Annotated in this window: 17 protein-coding genes; 8 read left to right on the top strand and 9 right to left on the bottom strand. The window is 37.4% G+C overall.

Annotated elements, in window-relative coordinates; all coding sequences use genetic code 11:
- Nucleotides 1-81: 81 nt before the first annotated feature.
- Nucleotides 82-1251, bottom strand: a complete 1170-nt coding sequence (locus tag D017_RS03765) for a vWA domain-containing protein (RefSeq protein WP_035334730.1) — start codon at nucleotides 1249-1251, stop codon at nucleotides 82-84.
- A gap of 208 nt (nucleotides 1252-1459) precedes the next feature.
- Between D017_RS03765 and D017_RS03760 the strand changes: the two genes are divergently transcribed.
- On the top strand, nucleotides 1460-3658 hold the full coding sequence (locus D017_RS03760; RefSeq protein ID WP_035337933.1) for a histidine kinase: 2199 nt from the start codon (nucleotides 1460-1462) through the stop codon (nucleotides 3656-3658).
- Nucleotides 3659-3661: 3 nt separating this feature from the next.
- Nucleotides 3662-4396 (top strand): LytTR family DNA-binding domain-containing protein, encoded by a 735-nt coding sequence (locus tag D017_RS03755; protein WP_035334728.1) that lies wholly within the window; start codon nucleotides 3662-3664, stop codon nucleotides 4394-4396.
- Nucleotides 4397-4405: 9 nt separating this feature from the next.
- On the opposite strand, the gene murI is transcribed toward D017_RS03755, so the two are convergent.
- From murI to D017_RS03715, 8 genes are all read right to left on the bottom strand, one after another.
- On the bottom strand, nucleotides 4406-5212 hold the full coding sequence (gene murI, locus D017_RS03750) for a glutamate racemase (RefSeq protein WP_035334727.1): 807 nt from the start codon (nucleotides 5210-5212) through the stop codon (nucleotides 4406-4408).
- A gap of 80 nt (nucleotides 5213-5292) precedes the next feature.
- On the bottom strand, nucleotides 5293-5805 hold the full coding sequence (locus tag D017_RS03745; protein WP_035334726.1) for an OmpH family outer membrane protein: 513 nt from the start codon (nucleotides 5803-5805) through the stop codon (nucleotides 5293-5295).
- A gap of 39 nt (nucleotides 5806-5844) precedes the next feature.
- Nucleotides 5845-6855: an OmpH family outer membrane protein gene (locus D017_RS03740; RefSeq protein ID WP_035334724.1), complete on the bottom strand. Its 1011-nt coding sequence runs from the start codon at nucleotides 6853-6855 to the stop codon at nucleotides 5845-5847.
- Nucleotides 6856-6892: 37 nt separating this feature from the next.
- Nucleotides 6893-9565 (bottom strand): POTRA domain-containing protein, encoded by a 2673-nt coding sequence (locus D017_RS03735; RefSeq protein WP_035334723.1) that lies wholly within the window; start codon nucleotides 9563-9565, stop codon nucleotides 6893-6895.
- Nucleotides 9498-10238 (bottom strand): isoprenyl transferase, encoded by a 741-nt coding sequence (locus D017_RS03730; RefSeq protein ID WP_035334721.1) that lies wholly within the window; start codon nucleotides 10236-10238, stop codon nucleotides 9498-9500. Before D017_RS03730 ends, D017_RS03735 begins: the two co-directional genes overlap by 68 nt.
- 7 nt (nucleotides 10239-10245) lie before the next feature.
- Entirely contained in the window at nucleotides 10246-10920 is a 675-nt protein-coding gene (locus D017_RS03725) for a DUF6089 family protein (protein WP_035334720.1), read from the bottom strand.
- A gap of 155 nt (nucleotides 10921-11075) precedes the next feature.
- A complete protein-coding gene (locus D017_RS03720; RefSeq protein WP_035334719.1) occupies nucleotides 11076-11960 on the bottom strand; it encodes an NAD kinase in 885 nt (294 codons plus the stop codon).
- Nucleotides 11961-11966: 6 nt separating this feature from the next.
- Nucleotides 11967-12623: a CBS domain-containing protein gene (locus tag D017_RS03715; RefSeq protein WP_035334717.1), complete on the bottom strand. Its 657-nt coding sequence runs from the start codon at nucleotides 12621-12623 to the stop codon at nucleotides 11967-11969.
- A 78-nt stretch (nucleotides 12624-12701) separates the two neighbouring features.
- On the opposite strand from D017_RS03715, the gene D017_RS03710 reads away from it, so the two are divergent.
- The 6 genes from D017_RS03710 to tig all read left to right on the top strand — a co-directional run bounded on the left by D017_RS03710 (nucleotide 12702) and on the right by tig (nucleotide 19029).
- Entirely contained in the window at nucleotides 12702-13415 is a 714-nt protein-coding gene (locus D017_RS03710; RefSeq protein WP_035334716.1) for a pyridoxine 5'-phosphate synthase, read from the top strand.
- 3 nt (nucleotides 13416-13418) lie between these two features.
- The gene (locus D017_RS03705) at nucleotides 13419-14183 is read left to right on the top strand and encodes an alpha/beta fold hydrolase (RefSeq protein ID WP_035334715.1); all 765 of its coding nucleotides are present in this window, start codon (nucleotides 13419-13421) and stop codon (nucleotides 14181-14183) included.
- A gap of 128 nt (nucleotides 14184-14311) precedes the next feature.
- Nucleotides 14312-15583 (top strand): outer membrane protein transport protein, encoded by a 1272-nt coding sequence (locus D017_RS03700; protein ID WP_035334714.1) that lies wholly within the window; start codon nucleotides 14312-14314, stop codon nucleotides 15581-15583.
- Between the two features lie 11 nt (nucleotides 15584-15594).
- Nucleotides 15595-17181, top strand: coding sequence for an SGNH/GDSL hydrolase family protein (locus D017_RS03695; protein WP_035334712.1), 1587 nt, complete (start codon nucleotides 15595-15597; stop codon nucleotides 17179-17181).
- Between the two features lie 103 nt (nucleotides 17182-17284).
- Entirely contained in the window at nucleotides 17285-17635 is a 351-nt protein-coding gene (locus tag D017_RS03690) for a phage holin family protein (RefSeq protein ID WP_035334711.1), read from the top strand.
- Nucleotides 17636-17706: 71 nt separating this feature from the next.
- Nucleotides 17707-19029 carry a trigger factor gene (gene tig, locus D017_RS03685; protein WP_035334710.1) on the top strand — a complete coding sequence of 441 codons (1323 nt, stop codon included), beginning with the start codon at nucleotides 17707-17709 and terminating at the stop codon, nucleotides 19027-19029.
- Nucleotides 19030-19112: the final 83 nt, after the last annotated feature.

Below are 19112 nucleotides of genomic sequence, written 5' to 3'. Positions count from 1 at the left end.
AGACGTTAAGAATATCACAAAGTCAAACACCTTGCAGACGATGTGCTGTGCAAGGTGTTTATAATGAGTATTTTGCGGTAATTATTCCCAGCTATAGTTTTTTGCATGACCTTGCTTTTTTATAGCATCTACTAGTGCATTGCGCAATTCATTGTCTTTAGTATTGGTTTTAGATTCAAGAAATTCTTTACGCTTTATGTTGAGCTTAGCGATTTCCTCTTGTATTCTTGTTCGCTGTATCTTTTTCTCAGAAACATATTTCTTAATCTCTTTTTCGTTTTTTCCTTTGAGTTCTTCAGGTAAGCTAGTTTCCTCAAGTTCTACTATTATTTCTTCATTTTCTTCCATGGCATCTACAAGGTCCCAGCTGGTATTCTTATACAGCCTAGAGCTCTTGCTTACTGCTCTTTTTACAGCATTTGCATTTCCATAAGATTGTGCATTACTGTCTTGACTATTTTGTAAGGCCATTTTAGAAGAGGCTAGGCTTCCATAACCTACATAGGTCTTATTAAGTTCTTTATTTTTCTTTAGTATCATCTCATCATAAGGCGACGGGATGTGCACTGTTGTTTTGTCGCTATTTATAGCAATATAATCTCCTTGTGTAAGGGATGCGCCATCCTTCCATTTGGTTTGCAATCCTTCATTGTAATTACCGCAAAAAATTGTGTTTATTGTCACATCCTTTCCACAAGCATTGCTGGCTGCATCTTGATAACGTATTGGGCCTTGGTCAAAAGGTTCATTACCAGCTATAAAAATAAGGTTGAGGTCGTTTTTATTTTTACCCCACTCTAATTGATTGAGCGAATTTTGAATCACATTACCGCAATATTCGTTTCCTCCATTTGTTGTGAGAGAAAAGAGATTTTTAGAGATTTCATCAAGATCTGTGCTAAAGGAATTTACCATACGTATGTAGCCTTCTCTTGCGTTCAATCTGTCATTTCCATATTCATAAAGTGCAATTTTGAGATCCGGACGGCTTTCATTTCCGCATTTGGCTTCGGCTAATTCATTTACTAGCTCCCACAATTGTGCTCGTGCTTGATTTATAAGGCCATCCATACTGTTGGAAGTGTCTAAGAGTAATGCGACCTTAATGGTGTTTTGTACGGGATCTTTTTTTAATGATGAGGTGTGATTTTTTTCCGCTTTCGCGAAAGCGTGCCCTTCCCCATTTCCATTTGTGGCTAGGAGTCCGCTGTGCAGAGCAAGTGTAGTTGCTAAGATAAAAAGAGTTTTCATTTGCTGATTTTTATGATGAATAGAATTCAAAATTACTAGTGTAATAAGCCAAATTTTAGGTAGAATGAGTGAATAGGACAGATGAATGAGTAAACGACCCTGGGTGATTAGTGAAAGGAATGTTTTTATGGGTAAAGCCATGAAAATAGGCGTGTTTGCATCTTTTATGGTTTTAAGATGCTATTTTTTTAGAGTAAGTTTGACTACAATGAAAACAAGAAATCACATATTATTTATACTTCTTCTTTTGCTGGGGTCGTACACAGTCTTTTCTCAAGAAGAACGCGAGGCGGTGAGTAGAAGTACGAATCGAGTTTTTACTTTAAAGGGAAGTATACTTGATACGGAACACATGAAACCTGTTGCTAAGGCAAATGTAGAGGTCACAGGTGGAGCTTATACAACTTCAGGTAGTGATGGAGAGTTTAGAATAGCTGCCAAAGTAGGTGATGAGCTGGTGATACGTAGTGAAGATTTTGAGACTGTTTTTTACACAATAAAAGACCAGCAGCGTATTAAATTAGAAGTGCGACCTATAGAAAAGTTAACTCAATTTGATGAAGTTTCAGATATTGAAGCAGCGCCTATAACTTTTAATTCGTTACTTAATGAGGCAACGCAGGTTTATAAATCAAATGCCGCTGCTGGGGTTGATAAAGTGGCACAAGCCCTTTCTATTCCTGATATTTCGATAACCGAAAGAGCTAAGAGTTTTGAGCTACTAGGAGATATTTATAGCCACTGGAAGCAGTATGATCTTGCGGTAACTAATTATAAATTGAGCATCAAAAATAAACCAAGTGTTCCTGTTGAAATTGCACTTGCTCAGGCATATTATAACAATAAAAACTATCAAGAAAGTATAAGACTATACACCAAGCTTACAGAGATGGAGCTCACTGCAGCGCAACAAATAACAGTAAAAGAAGGACTAGGTGATGCTTATGTTGCAACGGGTGATTATGTAACCTCTATCACAAATTATGAAGAGGTGGAGAAAAAAGTTACCCAACTGCAGAAACCATCAGACGCAGCAAGACTAAATACAAAAATCGGTAATGCTTATGATCAACAAGGAGCACCGCAAGCCGCTGCTTTAAATTACTCTAAGGCAGCCGAGTTATCTAATATTGAAAAAACGGAGTCTGCCGTAAGAGCAAAGACTAAAGTTGCAGATTATTATAGTAGAAATAAATCTTATGATGCAGAGATTGAGCTACGTAAATCTGCAATAGAGGATATAAGCCTAGTTGCACCAGATTCTATATCTAATGATGATGTGATAACAGTACAAAAACAAAACTATAAGATAGGATTTGCACTGGCCGCACAAAATAAATACGAAGAGTCTATTACTTTTTTAGAGAAGAGTATAGAAGAAGCACGTGATAAGGAAGATCTAATAGTGGAGAAAAATGCAAGGCGCAGACTCTCTGAGGTATATCGCGACAAGGGCGATATAGACAAAGCTAAGGAAGCTTATGAGGCGTATAAAAATATTGTAGATCTTAGTTATAGCCGTAAAGAGCAAGAAATCTCCCAAGCCACCCGCTTTGCAAAGGATATTACCGAAAAACAGAATAGAATCATTAGTCTTGAAAAAGACAGACAACTTAATGAGAGTCGATATCAGCTTGCTTTCCAAGAACAGGAGCTTGTAGAGGCTAGAGATACTAGGCAAAAAGTAATCATTGGATCTCTCATATTGGTCACGGCATTATTGTTACTTACGGCATTCTCTATGTATAGAAGTAGTAAGAAGCAACAATATGCAAATAACCTCCTTGCTCTTAAAAGTTTGCGATCACAAATGAATCCGCATTTTATTTTTAATGCATTGAATTCGGTTAATAGTTTTATAGCCACAAATGATGAGCGTACGGCCAATAAATATCTTTCAGATTTTTCTATCCTCATGAGAGCCGTGCTAGAGAATAGTGAGGAAGATTTTATACCACTATCAAGCGAGATAGACCTTATCAAGAGATATACGATGCTAGAGCATTTTAGATTTAAAGATCGTTTTGATTATGAGATTGAGGTAGATGAAGCGCTAGATGTAAGCTCCTTTATGATTCCACCTATGTTATTGCAGCCTTATGTAGAAAACGCTGTGTGGCATGGAATGCGTTATAAAGAAGAGAAAGGTATGCTGCGCATTAGTTTTGATCAAAAGGATGAGGATACGGCAATTATAACGGTCTCAGATGATGGAGTAGGACGTACACGTAGTAAAGCATTGAAGACGGAGAATCAAAAGAAACAAAAATCTAAGGGAATGGGGAATATCAAAAAGCGAATTGCCATTCTCAATGAGATGTACGGTGATCGTATCGCTGTTACCGTCTCTGATGTATTTGATTCAGGCGAAGGAACAAAAGTGACGCTCACTCTTAAAAAAGTATAACACATGAAGCTCAAAACCATTATAGTAGAAGACGAAGAGACTAGTAGAGAGATCTTGCGCAACTATCTCACTAAGTACTGTCCTAAAGTTGACATCGTAGGTGAGGCAGCAAATGTTGATGAAGCGTTGGTACTCATAAGAAACCATGAGCTTGACTTGGTTTTTCTAGATGTAGAAATGCCTAAGGGCAACGCTTTTGATTTACTGGAGCAAGTAGGCGACCGTAGTTTTGAGACGGTTTTTGTGACAGCATATAATCAGTATGCCATGGATGCGCTCAACACACACGCATCTTACTATCTACTAAAGCCGGTTTCTATAGATGAACTAATTAAAGCGGTAGATTACGTGAGTGAGATCAAGACAAAAGAGAATGCTTTAGATAATAAAGTGCTCACTGCACACACAATTGACAAGCAAGGTAAAATCACTATTCCAGTACAAGATGGTTTTGAAGTACTATCTGCACAAGATATTTTATATTGCAAGGCAGATGATAACTACACAGAGATTTTCCTGAAAAATGACGAGAAGAAACTGGTAAGTAAAACGCTTAAATTTTTTCAAGATGCGCTTACAGATTTTGGATTTGCACGTGTTCATAAATCATATTTAGTGAATGTAAACGAAATCACCGCTTATAAAAAGGGTAAAGGAGGAAGCGTCGTGTTGAGTAGTGGGAAAGAGGTAATGGTCTCTGCTAGTCAAAAAGCAAACTTACTCACCTATTTTCAATAATTGGGTACGCTAAAAATCAAGTTTCTTAATAGTGATATCAAGTGGAGGGGTTACGCTTTCGCGAAAGCGTACTAATACTTTTTCTAAAATACTGGGATCCCCATTTGTAAATAATTGATGATTTCCAGTAGTAGCAGTATTGCAGGCGTTTATTTCTGTAAGAACAGATTTGGTCTGGCGAGCAACGGCTAGTCCGGAATCTATGATAGTTACCTCTTGAGGTAATAACTCAGTTAGAAGTGGGATGAGGTATGGATAGTGACTACATCCTAAAACGAGGTAATCAATCTCTTGGGCAATCATAGGAGCAACATATGACTCAAGGAGCTTTCTTAAAACGGAACTCTCAAGATCTCCCTTCTCTATAAGCGGTACGAGACCTTCTCCTATGACTTCTATAACTTTAGTTCCTTGAGTCCACTTCTCTGAAGTATCTTGAAACAGGGTGCTGTTTAGCGTTCCTTTGGTCGCTAGAATACCAATGGTTTTATTTTTAGAATTGAGTGCCGCAGGCTTGATAGCTGGTTCAATGCCTATAAATGGGATGTCATAATTTTCCCTGAGGTAATCAATCGCATTTGTGGTTGCGGTATTACAAGCAACAACAATAATTTTTGCGCCTAGCTGTATAAGCTTTTCTGTGTTTTTTACGGATAGCGCAATTATTTCCTCTTTTGACTTTGCGCCGTAAGGTGCATGCTTACTGTCAGCAAGGTATATGGTGTTTTCATACGGTAGGTGTGTGACTACTTCTTTCCAGATGGAAGTGCCTCCTATACCACTATCAAAAAGTCCAATGTTACCTTTATGTTGCATGTATCTAAAATAAAAAACTGCCCTTTAAAAAGGGCAGTTTTTAATATTTGTTTTCGCTTAAGCGAAAGAATATCTTAAAATTATATTCCTAAAGAAGTTTTCACGTCTTGCATTAAGTCATAACCATCTGCCATGATAACTCCTGCAGCTCCAGTTGTAGAATCAAGTACGTAATCAAATCCTTTTTCTCTTGCTACTTTTTGAATCGTTACTCTTGCTTTTTCGTATACAGGCTTAAGAAGTTCTTGCTCTTTTTTCTGAAGTGTCTGTAATGCAGTTTGTTGGTACTTCGCTATGTTTGATCTTGTTTCTTGAACTTCTTGCATACGTCTTCCATTCTCTTCTTCAGTTTGAGTTTCTGCCTCACGAGTATAACGCTCGTATGTTTTTTGAAGTTCTGTACCCATTGCAGATATTTCTGTATCATATGATTTCTGTAGCTTTTCTAGCTCAGACATCCCATTCTTATATGCTGGCATAGCTTCTACAAGAGACTGTGAGTTAATGTGTGCAACTTTGCTTTGTGCTTGCATAGCGCTACTCATTCCTACGATAAGTGCAATTGCTGCTAATACTTTTGTAAACTGTTTCATTTTAATCTAATTTGAGTTAAGTGTAATAATTAATAAGGGTTATCTACCGTCTCCGTTATTGCCATTTTGAGCTGGAGGCGTAGTTTTCTTTTTCCTTGCTTCTAAAATTGAATCTCTCCTTGCTTTTCTTACAGCAATAATAGAATCTTTTTTTCTTTTTCTCTCTGCAATGGCAGCTTCTTTGGCGGCTTTAGCATTTGCAGGGTCTGTTCCTAATGACGGTGTGCCTCTTCCGCTAGATGTTGTGGTTTTTGCTGCACGTACAGCTTGTATAGAATCTTTCTTGCGCTGGCGTTCTTCAAGTAATAATCTTCTTCTTTCTTGAAAAGCGGCTTGACGTTCTGCCTTTTGAGTCTCTCTATCTTTATTGCGAGCTTCAAGTGCAGCCTCACGTTCGGCAGTCTTGGCGTCTATTGCTCGTTGTCTTTCTTGACTAGCTTTATCTTGCTCTACCGTCTTTGCCTCATCGATATCAAAATCTCTCTCGTCTTTCTTGCTGTTGATTTGATTACGTTTGGCAGCTCTAGTGATGCTTCTTAATACTTGGTCACTTATATTAAGTCTGTCTGCCGTATAAAGCATCATTAAGTCTGATGATTTATCAAAAACAAGGTCAAACTTCTTTGCTGCAGAAATCTCTTGTACTGCATTGAATACTTGGTCTTGTACTGGCTCAACAAGTTGTCTTCTCTGGATAGCTAAATCTCCACCTGGTCCAAAACGTTTTTGCTGGTATTCTAATATTAAATCTCTTTCAAAAGTGATTTCTTCATCACGTTCTTCTATAAGCTCTTTTGTAAGTAATGCTCTTTCATTATCTAGTTGCTTTTTCATAGCAGCAACTTCTTCCAGTTTTGTTTCAATCTCACCTTTCCATCTACTAACCTTATCATCAAGCTGTGCAGATGCTTCTTGATATTCGGGAACATTTTCAAGTATGTAATCCATATCAATGTATCCTATACGTACACCACTAGCTCTTTGAGCTTCTAGTGAAGAAGTAGATAACAACATTGTTGCGATTAGTAAGAGAAAAACTGGTGTCTTCATAATTTCAGAATTGCATTAGAAATAATCGTGCCAAAAATTAGAACTGCTGACCAATAATGAAGTGTGTTTCCCATCCATTTGCTCCTACAGTACCAGGAATTGGGTCGAATCCATATCCAAAATCCAATCCTAATAAACCAAAGGCTGGCATAAATATACGAATTCCTGCTCCAGCAGATCTACTCAATTGAAACGGGTTATAGTCTCTAAAATTGTCATAAGATGATCCAGCTTCTGCAAAAGTTAATGCATAAATAGTCGCTTGAGGATTAAACGAAATTGGGTAGCGTAGTTCTAAACTGAATTTGTTGTAAATGGTTGCACCATCATTTGCTTGATTTGTGCTAGAAAGCGCTGCTCCTCTGTCAATAGGAGTTACCGCTTGGTTAGGATAACCTCTAAGTCGTACAATCTCTCTACCATCTAGTGAGAAACCACCTAGACCATCTCCTCCTAAGAAGAAACGCTCAAATGGAGGCACGCCTCTATCTTGATTGTATGCTCCAAGCCATCCAAATTCAATTCCCGTTTGTAGGACAAATTTGCCAACTAGCGGCGTATACCATTTACCATCAAATTTAACCTTGTAGTATTCTAGCCAGTTAAAACGCTCTTGATCAATTCGACCTATCTCATCACTATCTTGATTCTCTACAGCTATTTCGCGATCTGCAGCAAGCTGTTTGTAATCTGTCCCATTCCAAGCAGAGTAAGGAAGTGTAAGTTTAGCCGTTACACTTATGTCTGATCCACCGGTAGGGAATATGAGTCCGCCAAATACTTCTCTTCTACTTAAACCAACCGTATAGGCTAAGTTTTCTGATGATCCATTACCAAAGGTAAATAGACCCGTATTATAGTTTTGTAAGTCAAAGTGCTGGAAACTTAAAGCGTGTGATAGGCTAAAGTTTCCATCAGGCCATGAAAGACGTTTTGATAGTCCAATAGAACCACCTGTAATTAAAAACTTTCTATCTCTGTCTACACGATCACTAGCATTCCCACTATTTATACCTGTAAATAGATATTGTATCGTATGTGAAAAAGAAGTCGAAAATTGTACAGGTTGTTTTCCTCCAAACCATGGGTCTGTAAGTGAAGCACTATACGTTTGGAAAAACTGACTAGCTTGCGCTCTTAAGGAGAATTTCTGACCATCTCCCATAGGAAGAGGTTGGTATGCATCCTTATTAAAAATGTTCTGGATAGAGAAGTTATTGAAAGAAAGACCTAGCGTTCCTACAAAACCTCCACCACCAAAGCCTCCTTGAAGCTCTATCTGGCTGGCACCTTGTTCTACAACATTGTATTCTAAGTCTACAGTACCTCCTACAGCATCAAAATTATCAAAGTTAGGCGTAAGTTGCTGTGCATCAAAAAATCCTAATTGACCAAGCTCCCTAATCGTTCTAACCACTGCATCTTTACTGTATCGTTGTCCAGGTTTAGTGCGTAGTTCTCTATAAATAACCTTATCCTTAGTCTTGTCGTTACCCTTTACAGTTACTTTATTAAAATAAGCAAGTTTTCCTTCAGAGATACGTACCTCAAAATCAATAGTGTCGTTTTGAACACTTGTCTCTACGGCATTTATATTTGAGAATAAGTAACCAGTATTTTGGTAAAGGTTTGCAATGTTGTCTGAGTCTGGGTCTGTATCATCTTGAATACGTTTTTTCAGTAAGACACCATTATATACGTCACCTTTAACAAGCCCTAGTTGGCGACTTAACTGCTCATCTGTGTATACAGAGTTTCCTATAAAATCGATATCACCAATATAGTATCTATTTCCCTCTTCTACATTAATCTCTAAAGTAATGCTCTTGTCATTATTTTTAATAATAGTATCAGAGATTACACGTGCATCACGGTATCCTTTTTCTTTGTACTTATCTATAAGTGCAATTTTATCTTCCTCATAGTCTGCTTTAATAAATTTTGATCGCTTCCACACACGCCAGATTTTTTTCTCCTTTGTGTTTTTCATAGAACCTAGAAGGGTAGCTCTTTTAAGTTTTTCACGTCCTGTAAAATTGATGTCGGCAATTTTTACTCGTTCACCTTTATCAATATTTACGGTCATGTTGACCTTGTTTGCACCTATACTATCTGCAGTAGGAACAGTATTAATAAATACCTTAGAGTTAAGAAATCCTTTCTTCTTGTAGGTATTCTCTATGTAATTCTTTGCTGTTGTCTCTAGGTTTTCTGTAACCTTTGCACCTTTGTTAAGACCATTGTCTTTGATAAAGCTGGTACCTTTTTTCTGTTTGATTCCTTTGAATCTAACTTCATTAAGTTCTGGAACTTCCTTTATGTCAAGTTGTAAGTCAACTTTATTACCGTTTATACCAGTAACATATAGGTTAATGTCTGAGAAAAGCTCGAGTGACCATAACTTTTTAATGACGTCCGTTATTTTCTGTCCAGGTAGAAAAATCTCTTCTCCTACTCGTAGTCCTGTAAATGCAATGACGGTATTCTCATTATAAGTAGAAACTCCACTTACTGTGATATCTGCAATTTCATATTTAACTTCTGGGTCTAGCGGTAATTGTCTTTGCGCTTGAGCAAAAGTGAAGCTCAAAAGGGCTAAAAAAATCATCCATTGGCTTGTCACTTTTGAAAAAGTAGATGCACTATTTAATTTGTTCACTTGTCTTTCCAAATCTTCGTTCTCTTTTCTGATAATTGTAAATAGCGTCATGTAAATGTTCCTTTCTAAAATCTGGCCACAGTATTTCTGTAAAATAAAACTCAGCATAGGCTATCTGCCACAACAAAAAATTACTAATTCGTTGCTCTCCACTTGTGCGTATTAACAAATCTACATCCGGCATGTCATGGGTGTAAAGATGCTCATTTATACAAGATTCATCTATTTCAGCTGGCGAAATTAGGTTATTTTTAACTTTATCGCTTATTTCTTTTACAGTTTTTATTAGTTCTTCTCTACTTCCGTAACTCAATGCAAGAGTGAGTTTAAGCCTTTTGTTGTTCTTTGTTTTTTCTATAACCTCATTGAGTTCTTTTTGTGCTTTTTTGGGCAAAGAGCTCGTATTTCCAATAGTGTTTAAGGAAACATCATTGTCTTGTAAGGTTGAAATTTCTTTTTTTAATGAAGACACAAGGAGGTTCATGAGTGTGTCTACCTCTGCTTTAGGTCGATTCCAATTTTCTGTAGAAAAAGCATATAAGGTTAGATAAGGCACACCAAGTTCGGCAGCGGCTTCCACAGCCTCTCTTACGGCCTTAGATCCCTTTTTGTGACCAACAGCTCTAAGAAGGCCTTGTCTTTTTGCCCATCGTCCATTACCATCCATAATAATGGCGATGTGCTGGGGTAACTTTTCTTTATTAATCTGGGCTAGTACGTCCATTATATTCTTAAAATCCGCAGTAACAAGGTCTGCGGCCAAAGGTAAAACTCACGGTCAATCCCGTAAATACATACCAATCATTATTATTTTTATTTCCTATACTTAAAGCATCTTCTCCTGCAGGATCACTGCCATCTATATTATCTGTAAATGTGTAACGTGCACCACCTTCTAAGGCTATAACCATTGTACTATTTACAGCTACTTTATAGCCAAGTACGATAGGTATTGCTACATCAAACGCATTTCCACTTGCCGTTACTCCGTCTATATTTGATATGTTTTCATGACTAAAAGCCGTGAGACCAGTATATAAATATGGTGCATTGGCATTGCGATCTTTAAACATGTCAAATTCCCAAAACGTATACTCTAGACCCAATGAAATCTCTTGAAGATTATTAGTAAAGGATAATCCTCTGCTTTGTCTTCTTGCCTCATGACTATCTTCGTCATTTCCTTCTAGCTCTGTAAACAAGGCTGTAAATCTAAAGGAATGTCTAGCACTTCGATTCCATTTCAAAATAGCACCAAAAACAGGCTTATTTGGAGAAAAGTAGCTGGTAGAGCCAATATCGCTTACAACATTAGATCCACCAATAAACCCTCCTATTTCATAAGTCTGAGCTTGTGTTTCAATATTCCAAAAAATGGCGATCAATAAAATCGTCAGGTACTTCATATAACGTTAAAAGTTTGCAAATATAACAATTCTGTGTTGGTACTAGCAATTAGGGATTGCTAAGATGCTGTGGGTAAGTTTACGCTTTCGCGAAAGCGTACTGTCATTAATAATAATAACCCTTACAGAAAACACAATAAACGCATAAATATTGTCTAGTTTCTTTTGTCTTCCCCCCAAAGTAACTTTCGACGTAGTGTTTTTAAAAAACTATCGCCCTCTAAACGTATGAGGCTTATTTGAAATGGTGCCTTTTGTAAAGTGATAATGGTCTCATTATCCAATGTAGCTATGCGGGAATCCAGCGAAATCAAATGTTGCTCTTCTCTTCCTGAAACGCTCAGCTCGATAATGGTCTCATCAGGAATTACTAATGGTCGGGCATTTAAATTATGAGGAGCTATGGGGGTGAGTATTAAACTTGAGGTGTGCGGCGTGATAACTGGGCCTCCACAACTGAGAGAGTATCCGGTAGAGCCGGTGGGAGTAGCTACAATTAAACCATCTGCCCAATAATTTGTTAAGTCTTCACCATCGAGCTTGGTCTTTACAGAAATCATGGAGGTAGTGTTTTTTCTGCTCACAGCGATCTCGTTAAGAGCAAAGTTAAGCTCTCCTATTTCTTCTGAGGGTTTGCTGGTTGTAATTTGTAACAAGCTCCTTTTGGAAATGCTATATTTTCCAGTTAAGATTTTGTCTATTGACGCTTCAATGTCATTTTTCTTGATGGTAGCAAGAAAACCTAATCGCCCAGTATTTATACCTACTATGGGTATGTTGAGATCTCTAACGTAGGTAACTGTCTTTAGTATGGTTCCATCACCTCCTATACTTACAAAAAGGTCGTAACTGTTATCTAATTCTTTAAAGGTCGAGAAGTGATTATAGTCCTTTTCAATAGTGTCATTCTCATGTATGAGCTTAAGGAAATTCTTTTCTATAATTACTTCTATCTGTTTTTTGTCAAGAATATCAAGAAGCTGTTGGATGTATTGCCCTGCTTCTTTGTGATAAAACTGTCCGTAAATACCAATTTTCATAATTTATTAGATATTAAGGTACTTCTCTAAGTACTGAGAGCGCTCTCTTAAATCTGAAAGAAAGGTGTCTTCGTGATGACTAGATACTACGTTATAGCTATATCTTCTAAAGGCTGCGAGAATGTCATTAAAATTTGATCTGCCTATCTTTATTGAGATTTCGGCAACGTCATTTTCTATTCTAGAAATAAATATACCCCAGATTTTACCATCATTTGATTCTACAATCTGACTTACTTCACTAAAAGAGTAATCTTGAATCCCTTTTTCTATAATTACCACACTTCCTGGCTCGCTTATAAAAGGAGTATTATTAAAGAAACTCATTACATCTTCTAGCTCGTAGTATCCTAGATAGGTGTTTTTTTCATCAAGCACAGGCATCATGTTACAGCCGTGTCGTGCAAAAGTCTCGAGTACATCTAGCCAGTTAGTGTCATAACGCACAAAAAATTGCTCATATCCATGACTGTATTCACTTATAGGAGTATCTGCGTCTAGGCAATGAGTATCATTTTCTGGTAAGGAACCTACGTAAACACCGTCTCGTTCTATAGGGACATGGGAATAAGTAGTTTGACTAAAAATAGACTGTACTTCTCCTATGTTCTGCTTTTCAGAAACTGGAGAAATGTCATTTATAATGAAATCTGTTAACGTCATACTGCAAAATAATGAAAAAATAACCGCCTAGCAGTGGTCTCTTCGTATTTTTGTGATATCAAATAATACCATATTGCTATGACAAAATTAAGTGTAAACATAAATAAGGTGGCCACGTTGCGTAATGCAAGAGGAGGTAATGTTCCAGATTTATTAAAAGTTGCGGGCGACCTGGAGAAAATGGGTGCTCAAGGAATAACCATTCACCCCCGTCCAGATGAGCGTCATATAAGGTATCAAGATGCGAGAGATCTTGTAGATGTAGTTACTACAGAGTATAACATAGAAGGAAATCCTATCCAGAAGTTCATAGACTTAGTTCTCGAGACTAAGCCTACCCAAGTTACACTTGTTCCAGATGCTGTAGATGCTATTACAAGTAATGCTGGTTGGGATACTATAAAACACAAAAGTTTCTTGCAAGAAGTAATTCAAGAGTTTAAAAATGCGGGAATACGCACCTCAATTTTTGTAGATCCAGTGCTAGAAATGGTAGAAGGAGCAAAAGAAACTGGCGCAGACCGCATCGAGCTTTATACAGAGTCATATGCAGATGGTTATGTGCTTAATAAGGAAGAAGCGATAAAACCATTTATAGCTGCTGCTTTTCATGCGAGTGATGTAGGATTAGGAATTAATGCTGGTCATGATTTATCACTAGATAATATTGAATATTTTCATAATAGCATTCCAGATTTGTTAGAGGTATCTATAGGTCATGCGTTAATGTCAGAGTCTTTATATCTAGGTTTTGAAACGGTGGTGGCGTCTTACCTCAAAAAACTGCAGTAATTTATGTTACATTCTAATATCATAGGAGAAGGTGAGCCGCTCATCATATTACACGGTTTTCTAGGAATGGGTGATAACTGGAAGACGCTGGCAAAGCAATTTGCAGGAGACGGTTTTCAAGTGCATCTTATAGATCAGCGTAATCATGGGCGTAGTTTTCATAGTGATGCTTTTAGCTACGAGTTAATGGTAGAAGATCTCAAATTTTACTGTGTAGAAAATAGTCTAGAAAATTTCAACTTACTTGGTCATTCCATGGGAGGTAAGGTCGCTATGCTTTATGCAACCACCTATCCAAATATGATTAAAAAACTGATCATCGCAGATATAGGTGTAAAAGAGTATCCACAACATCACCAGGTCATTCTTGAAGGATTAACTGCCTTATCAAACGATACTCAAGCAATGACCAGTCGTTCAGGAGCAGATGATTTTCTTTCCACATACATTACAGATGTAGGAACTAGAATGTTCTTGCTTAAAAATCTTTATTGGAAAGAAAAAGGTGTGTTAGGTTTTAGAATGAATCTTAAAGCACTTATAGAAAACATAGAACAGATAGGGAAGTCACTTCCGGAAGGAGCTAGCTATGGAGGGGATGTACTTTTTTTAAGAGGAGACAGGTCAAATTATATTCTTGATGAGGATGAAAAAGGTCTTTATAACGCTTTCGCGAAAGCAAAATTAAGCACTATTTCAAATGCTGGACATTGGCTTCACGCAGAAAATCCTAAAGATTTTTATAAAGAAGTGATAAATTTTTTATAACATTGTTTCAGCAAATTTACTATGTATGCATAGTAAATTGATAATAAATCTATAAATCCCTTGTAAATACTGTATTTTTGAGGGTAGATTTTTAAGAATAACACATTTCCCTTAACCTAAATTAAATTATGAAAAAAGTATTAAGTGTCGTTGTGCTACTACTCGTTTGTGCTGTTACCTATGCCGGTGGATACCGAGTAAGTTTACAAGGACAACGCGGTCTAGCGATGGGTCACACTGGTGTGGCAATGGTTAATAATGCAGAGATTGCATTTTTTAACCCAGGAGGTCTAGTGCATCTAGAAGGAAAATTAAATGTAGCCGTAGGAGGTTTTGGAGTATTCTCTGATGTGAAGTTTCAGAATGCTGAGTTCGGACAGACTTCACAAACTGATAGTCCTACAGGAACGCCTTTGTATTTATATGCAAGCTATAACGTAAGTGAAAAACTAGCAGTAGGTCTAGCAGTGTACACTCCTTACGGAAGTACTGTAGAGTATCCAACAGATTGGTCTGGATCACATCTTGTTAATAGTATCGATCTGTCGGCTATTTTTGTACAACCTATGGTTTCTGTAAAATTACTTGAAGATTTAAGTATTGGAGGAGGACCTATCCTAGCTATTGGAGGGGTTAACTTTAATCGTAATCTATCTCGTAACCTTACTGATATTGATGGTAATCGTTCAAATGTAGAGCTTGACTCACAAGGACTAACTGCTTTTGGTTTTTCTGTAGGAGCTATGATTACTCCTAATGATCAGTGGTCTTTTGGAGTTAACTATAGGTCTAAGATTGATATCGATGTAGAGCAAGGAGATGGTGAAGCAGTATTCTCAAATGTGCCTAACTCTCCATTAGCACCTATTGCAAATGGAACTTATGACTTTACAGCAACACTACCATTACCTGCAGAGTGGACGGTAGGAGTTTCTTATAAGCCATCAGATAAGTGGACGCTTAACTTTGACTGGAATTATGCAGAGTGGGATGCTTACGAAGCATTAGACATTATGTTCCTTAATACAGATGGTTCTCTAGCATTAGAGTCTATTAATCCTCGTAACTATAAAAATGCTTCAAGTTACCGTCTAGGTGCTCAGTTTGATGTAAGTTCAAAATTTGTACTACGTGCAGGTGCTTACTTTGATGAGTCTCCAGTACAAGAAGGTTTCTTTGCTCCAGAAACTCCACGTAACGATTCTTACGGATTTACAGGTGGATTTACTTATAACGTAACAGATAAGTTAGCGATTGATGCTTCTTTCCTTTACCTAACATTTAAGGAAATTGATGCTTCTTACGATTCTTATGTAGAAGGTGGAGAGCGCGTTCCTTTTGGAGGAACTTACAAATCAAGTGCATTTGCACCAGGTTTAGGTCTTAGTTATAAATTATAAAAATAGCATTGATGAAAAAATATTTCAATTATATAGCACTTCCGGCACTAGCACTAGGACTAGTTGCTTGTGAACCAGAATTTGATAATGATATCGCAGAGAATGATGATTTTTACACTAGTGGTAGTGCAGACTTCTCAAGCTACGTTTCTGTAGGAAACTCGCTTACTGCAGGTTTTGCAGACGGAGCATTGTATATCACGGGTCAAGAAAACTCATACCCTAACATTATGGCGCAGCAATTTGCGCTTGCAGGAGGAGGTAGTTTTTCTCAACCACTAGTAAGTGATAACCTTGGAGGACTTACTTTAGGAGGTATGCAAATTACAGAAAACCGTTTTGTACTCGCTACAGACGCAGATGGTAACCCAGGACCTGCACGTCTTGCAGGAACTCCTACTACAGAAGTTTCAAATATCGTTGCTGGACCATTTAATAATGTGGGTGTACCAGGGGCAAAAAGTTTTCATCTTGTAGCTCCAGGTTACGGTAACGTTGCTGGTGTAGCTACAGGTCAAGCAAATCCTTATTTTGCTCGTTTTGCTAGTACAGCAAACACGACTGTAATGGCAGAGGCACTTGCGGCAAACCCAACATTCTTTTCTTTATGGATAGGTAATAATGATATTTTAGGTTTTGCAACATCAGGTGGTGCTGGAGTTGATCAAACTGGAAACCCAGATGCGACTACTTATGGCCCTAATGATATTACAGATCCTACATTATTTGCAGGTGTTTATGCTCAAGAAGTAGCGGCACTTACAAGTACAGGAGCAAAAGGAGCATTAGTAAACATTCCAGATGTAACTTCTATTCCTTTCTTTACAACAGTTCCTTCTCAGGCAATACCACTAGATGAGGAAACAGCAGCAACACTTAATGCAAGTTTTGCAGCTTATAATACACAAGTGTTGCCAGGACTAGCCTCTTTTGGAGTGATTACAGCAGAAGAAGCTGCTGCTCGCCAAATTAACTTTAGTGCAGGAGCAAACTTTATCACTATTCAAGACGAAGATTTGACTGATATTTCAGCTATTGTTCAAGGAGCGCCTTTTAACTTAGATCCTATTACAGCTTCTTTATTATCTCAACTACGTCAAACTACAAATGAAGATTTAATTCCGCTTACAACTGCTGGAGTTTTAGGAACTGTAGATGAGGCTTACGTAGGATTCTTAGTTTCTCAAGGTCTTCCTGTAGAACAAGCTGGATTATTAGCAATAAACGGTGTGTCTAGACCATTACAAGATCAGTTTGTTCTTACTACGCAAGAGCAAGCACTCGTAACGGCAGCACAAACAGAATACAACGCAACAATCCAGGCGCTAGCAGACGCAAATGGACTTGCTTATGTAGATGCTAGAACTGCCCTACAAAATGTAGCAAACGGAGGTGTCGCTTTTAGCGGTGGTATTCTTTCTTCGCAATTTGTGACGGGAGGAGCATTCTCACTAGATGGAGTACATCCATCACCTAGAGGTTATGCATTTACTGCAAACGCGGTCATTAATGCCATTAATAACACATATGGATCAACGATTCCAGTTGTAGATATAGGAGACTATGCTACGGTAACAATAAGTAATGATGTAAACTAGAATACGTTTACTTATAATATGTAAAAAGCGCCTTTTAAGAGGGCGCTTTTTTTATGTGTAAATTTACGCTTTCGCGAAAGCGTAACCCTTAAAATTCAACTTTATGAAATCTATCATCAAAATTTTACTAACAGCCGTTGCGGTAGTAGTGCTTTCAAAGCTCCTTCCGGGCGTGGTCGTAAGCGGTTTTGTGACAGCGATTATTGTCGCTATCATACTCGCGCTACTTAAATTTATCGTGAGACCGGTACTTGTCATACTTACATTGCCAGTAACGATTTTGACCTTTGGTTTATTCCTATTTATCATCAATGCTTTTATAATATTAATAGCAGATTATTTTATAAGTGGCTTTTCGGTGAGCGGTATTTGGATAGCATTACTGTTTAGTATCCTGCTTAGTATTTTTCAAAGTATATTGTTTTCACTTATTAAAGACGACAGCAAGAGCTAGTTAAGCACATCTTAAAAGATTGTTGTACTCGTAAAAATATTGTATTTTTGCGCCCTCAAAATTACATCATAATGAATATTACAAAAGAGCAAATAGACGACCTGAACGCAGTAGTAAAGGTAGAAATCGTTAAAGAAGATTATAACGATAAAGTAGAGTCTATCCTTAAAAACTACCGTAAAACGGCAAATATTCCTGGTTTTAGAAAAGGTCACGTCCCTATGGGAATGATTAAAAAGCAGTATGGAACAGCTGTAAGAGTTGATGAGGTTAATAAATTACTTCAAGAGGCTTTAGGTAAGTTTTTACAAGAAGAAAAGCTAGATGTTTTAGGTAATCCACTACCTAAAAACCAAGAAGGGTTTGATTGGGATACAGATGATTATAATTTTGAATTTGAATTAGGGATGGCTCCTAAGTTTGATGTAAATCTTACACCAAAGAAAGCTATCACGAGTTATAAAATCAAAGTAGATGACAAGATGGTAGATAGCCAGGTCACTACCATAAGAAAGCAATACGGTACACTAGTTTCTCAAACAGAAGTAGCAAAGGATAGTGAAATCACTGGTACTTTTGTAAACGAAGAAGCAGGTATAGACAACCAAGCGACTTTTGAAATAGAGCAAGTAAAAGGAAAGAAAAATGTAGATGCATTAGTAGGTGCAAAGCCTGGTGATGTAATCACATTAAAAACAAAAAGTTTGTTTTCTGAGCCTGGAACATACCAAGCTGCGTTAAAGATCTCTGAAGATCAAGCAAAAGAAATGAACGCAGAACTTACCTTTACACTAACCGAAACAAACAAGCGTGAGCAAGCAGATCTTGACCAAGAGCTATTTGATAAATTATTTGGTAAGGATGTTGTAAAAAGCACAACAGAGCTTAAAGAGAAGATTAAAGAAGATGGAGAGCGCCAGTTTGTACAACAGAGCGATCAACAACTTATGAATGACGTTACTGAGCGTCTTATAGATGAAACTAAGTTTGATCTTCCTTCAGACTTCCTTGCTAGATGGATACAATCTAGTGGTGAGAAGCCTATGACAGATGAGGAGGCAAAAGAAGAGTTTACTCGCTCTGAGAAAGGCTTAAGATGGCAGCTTATAGAAGGGAAAGTAGTTACAGATAATAAACTTCAAGTGACTTTTGAAGAATTAAAAGACTACGCAAAAGATATGATCAAATCGCAGATGATGCAATACGGTCAGATGAACCCAGAAGATAAAGAGCTAGAAGATATCGCAGCACGTATACTTGGTAATCAAGAAGAGGTAAAGCGTTTATCTGAGCAGCTTATGAATGTAAAAATGCTTGCATTCTTTAAAGAAAATGTAAAACTTAAGGAGAAGGAAGTAACCTTTGACGAATTTGTTAAGGAAGTTTACAATTAGAATACTTCCTAGATAATAAGTATCTTTAAAGCGTTTTACTTGTATAGGTAAAACGCTTTTTTTTAAAATATATATTGCTATAA

The organism is Dokdonia sp. PRO95 (assembly GCF_000355805.1).
In the GTDB taxonomy this organism is placed as follows: domain Bacteria; phylum Bacteroidota; class Bacteroidia; order Flavobacteriales; family Flavobacteriaceae; genus Dokdonia.
This window is presented reverse-complemented; position numbering and strand designations above follow the sequence as displayed.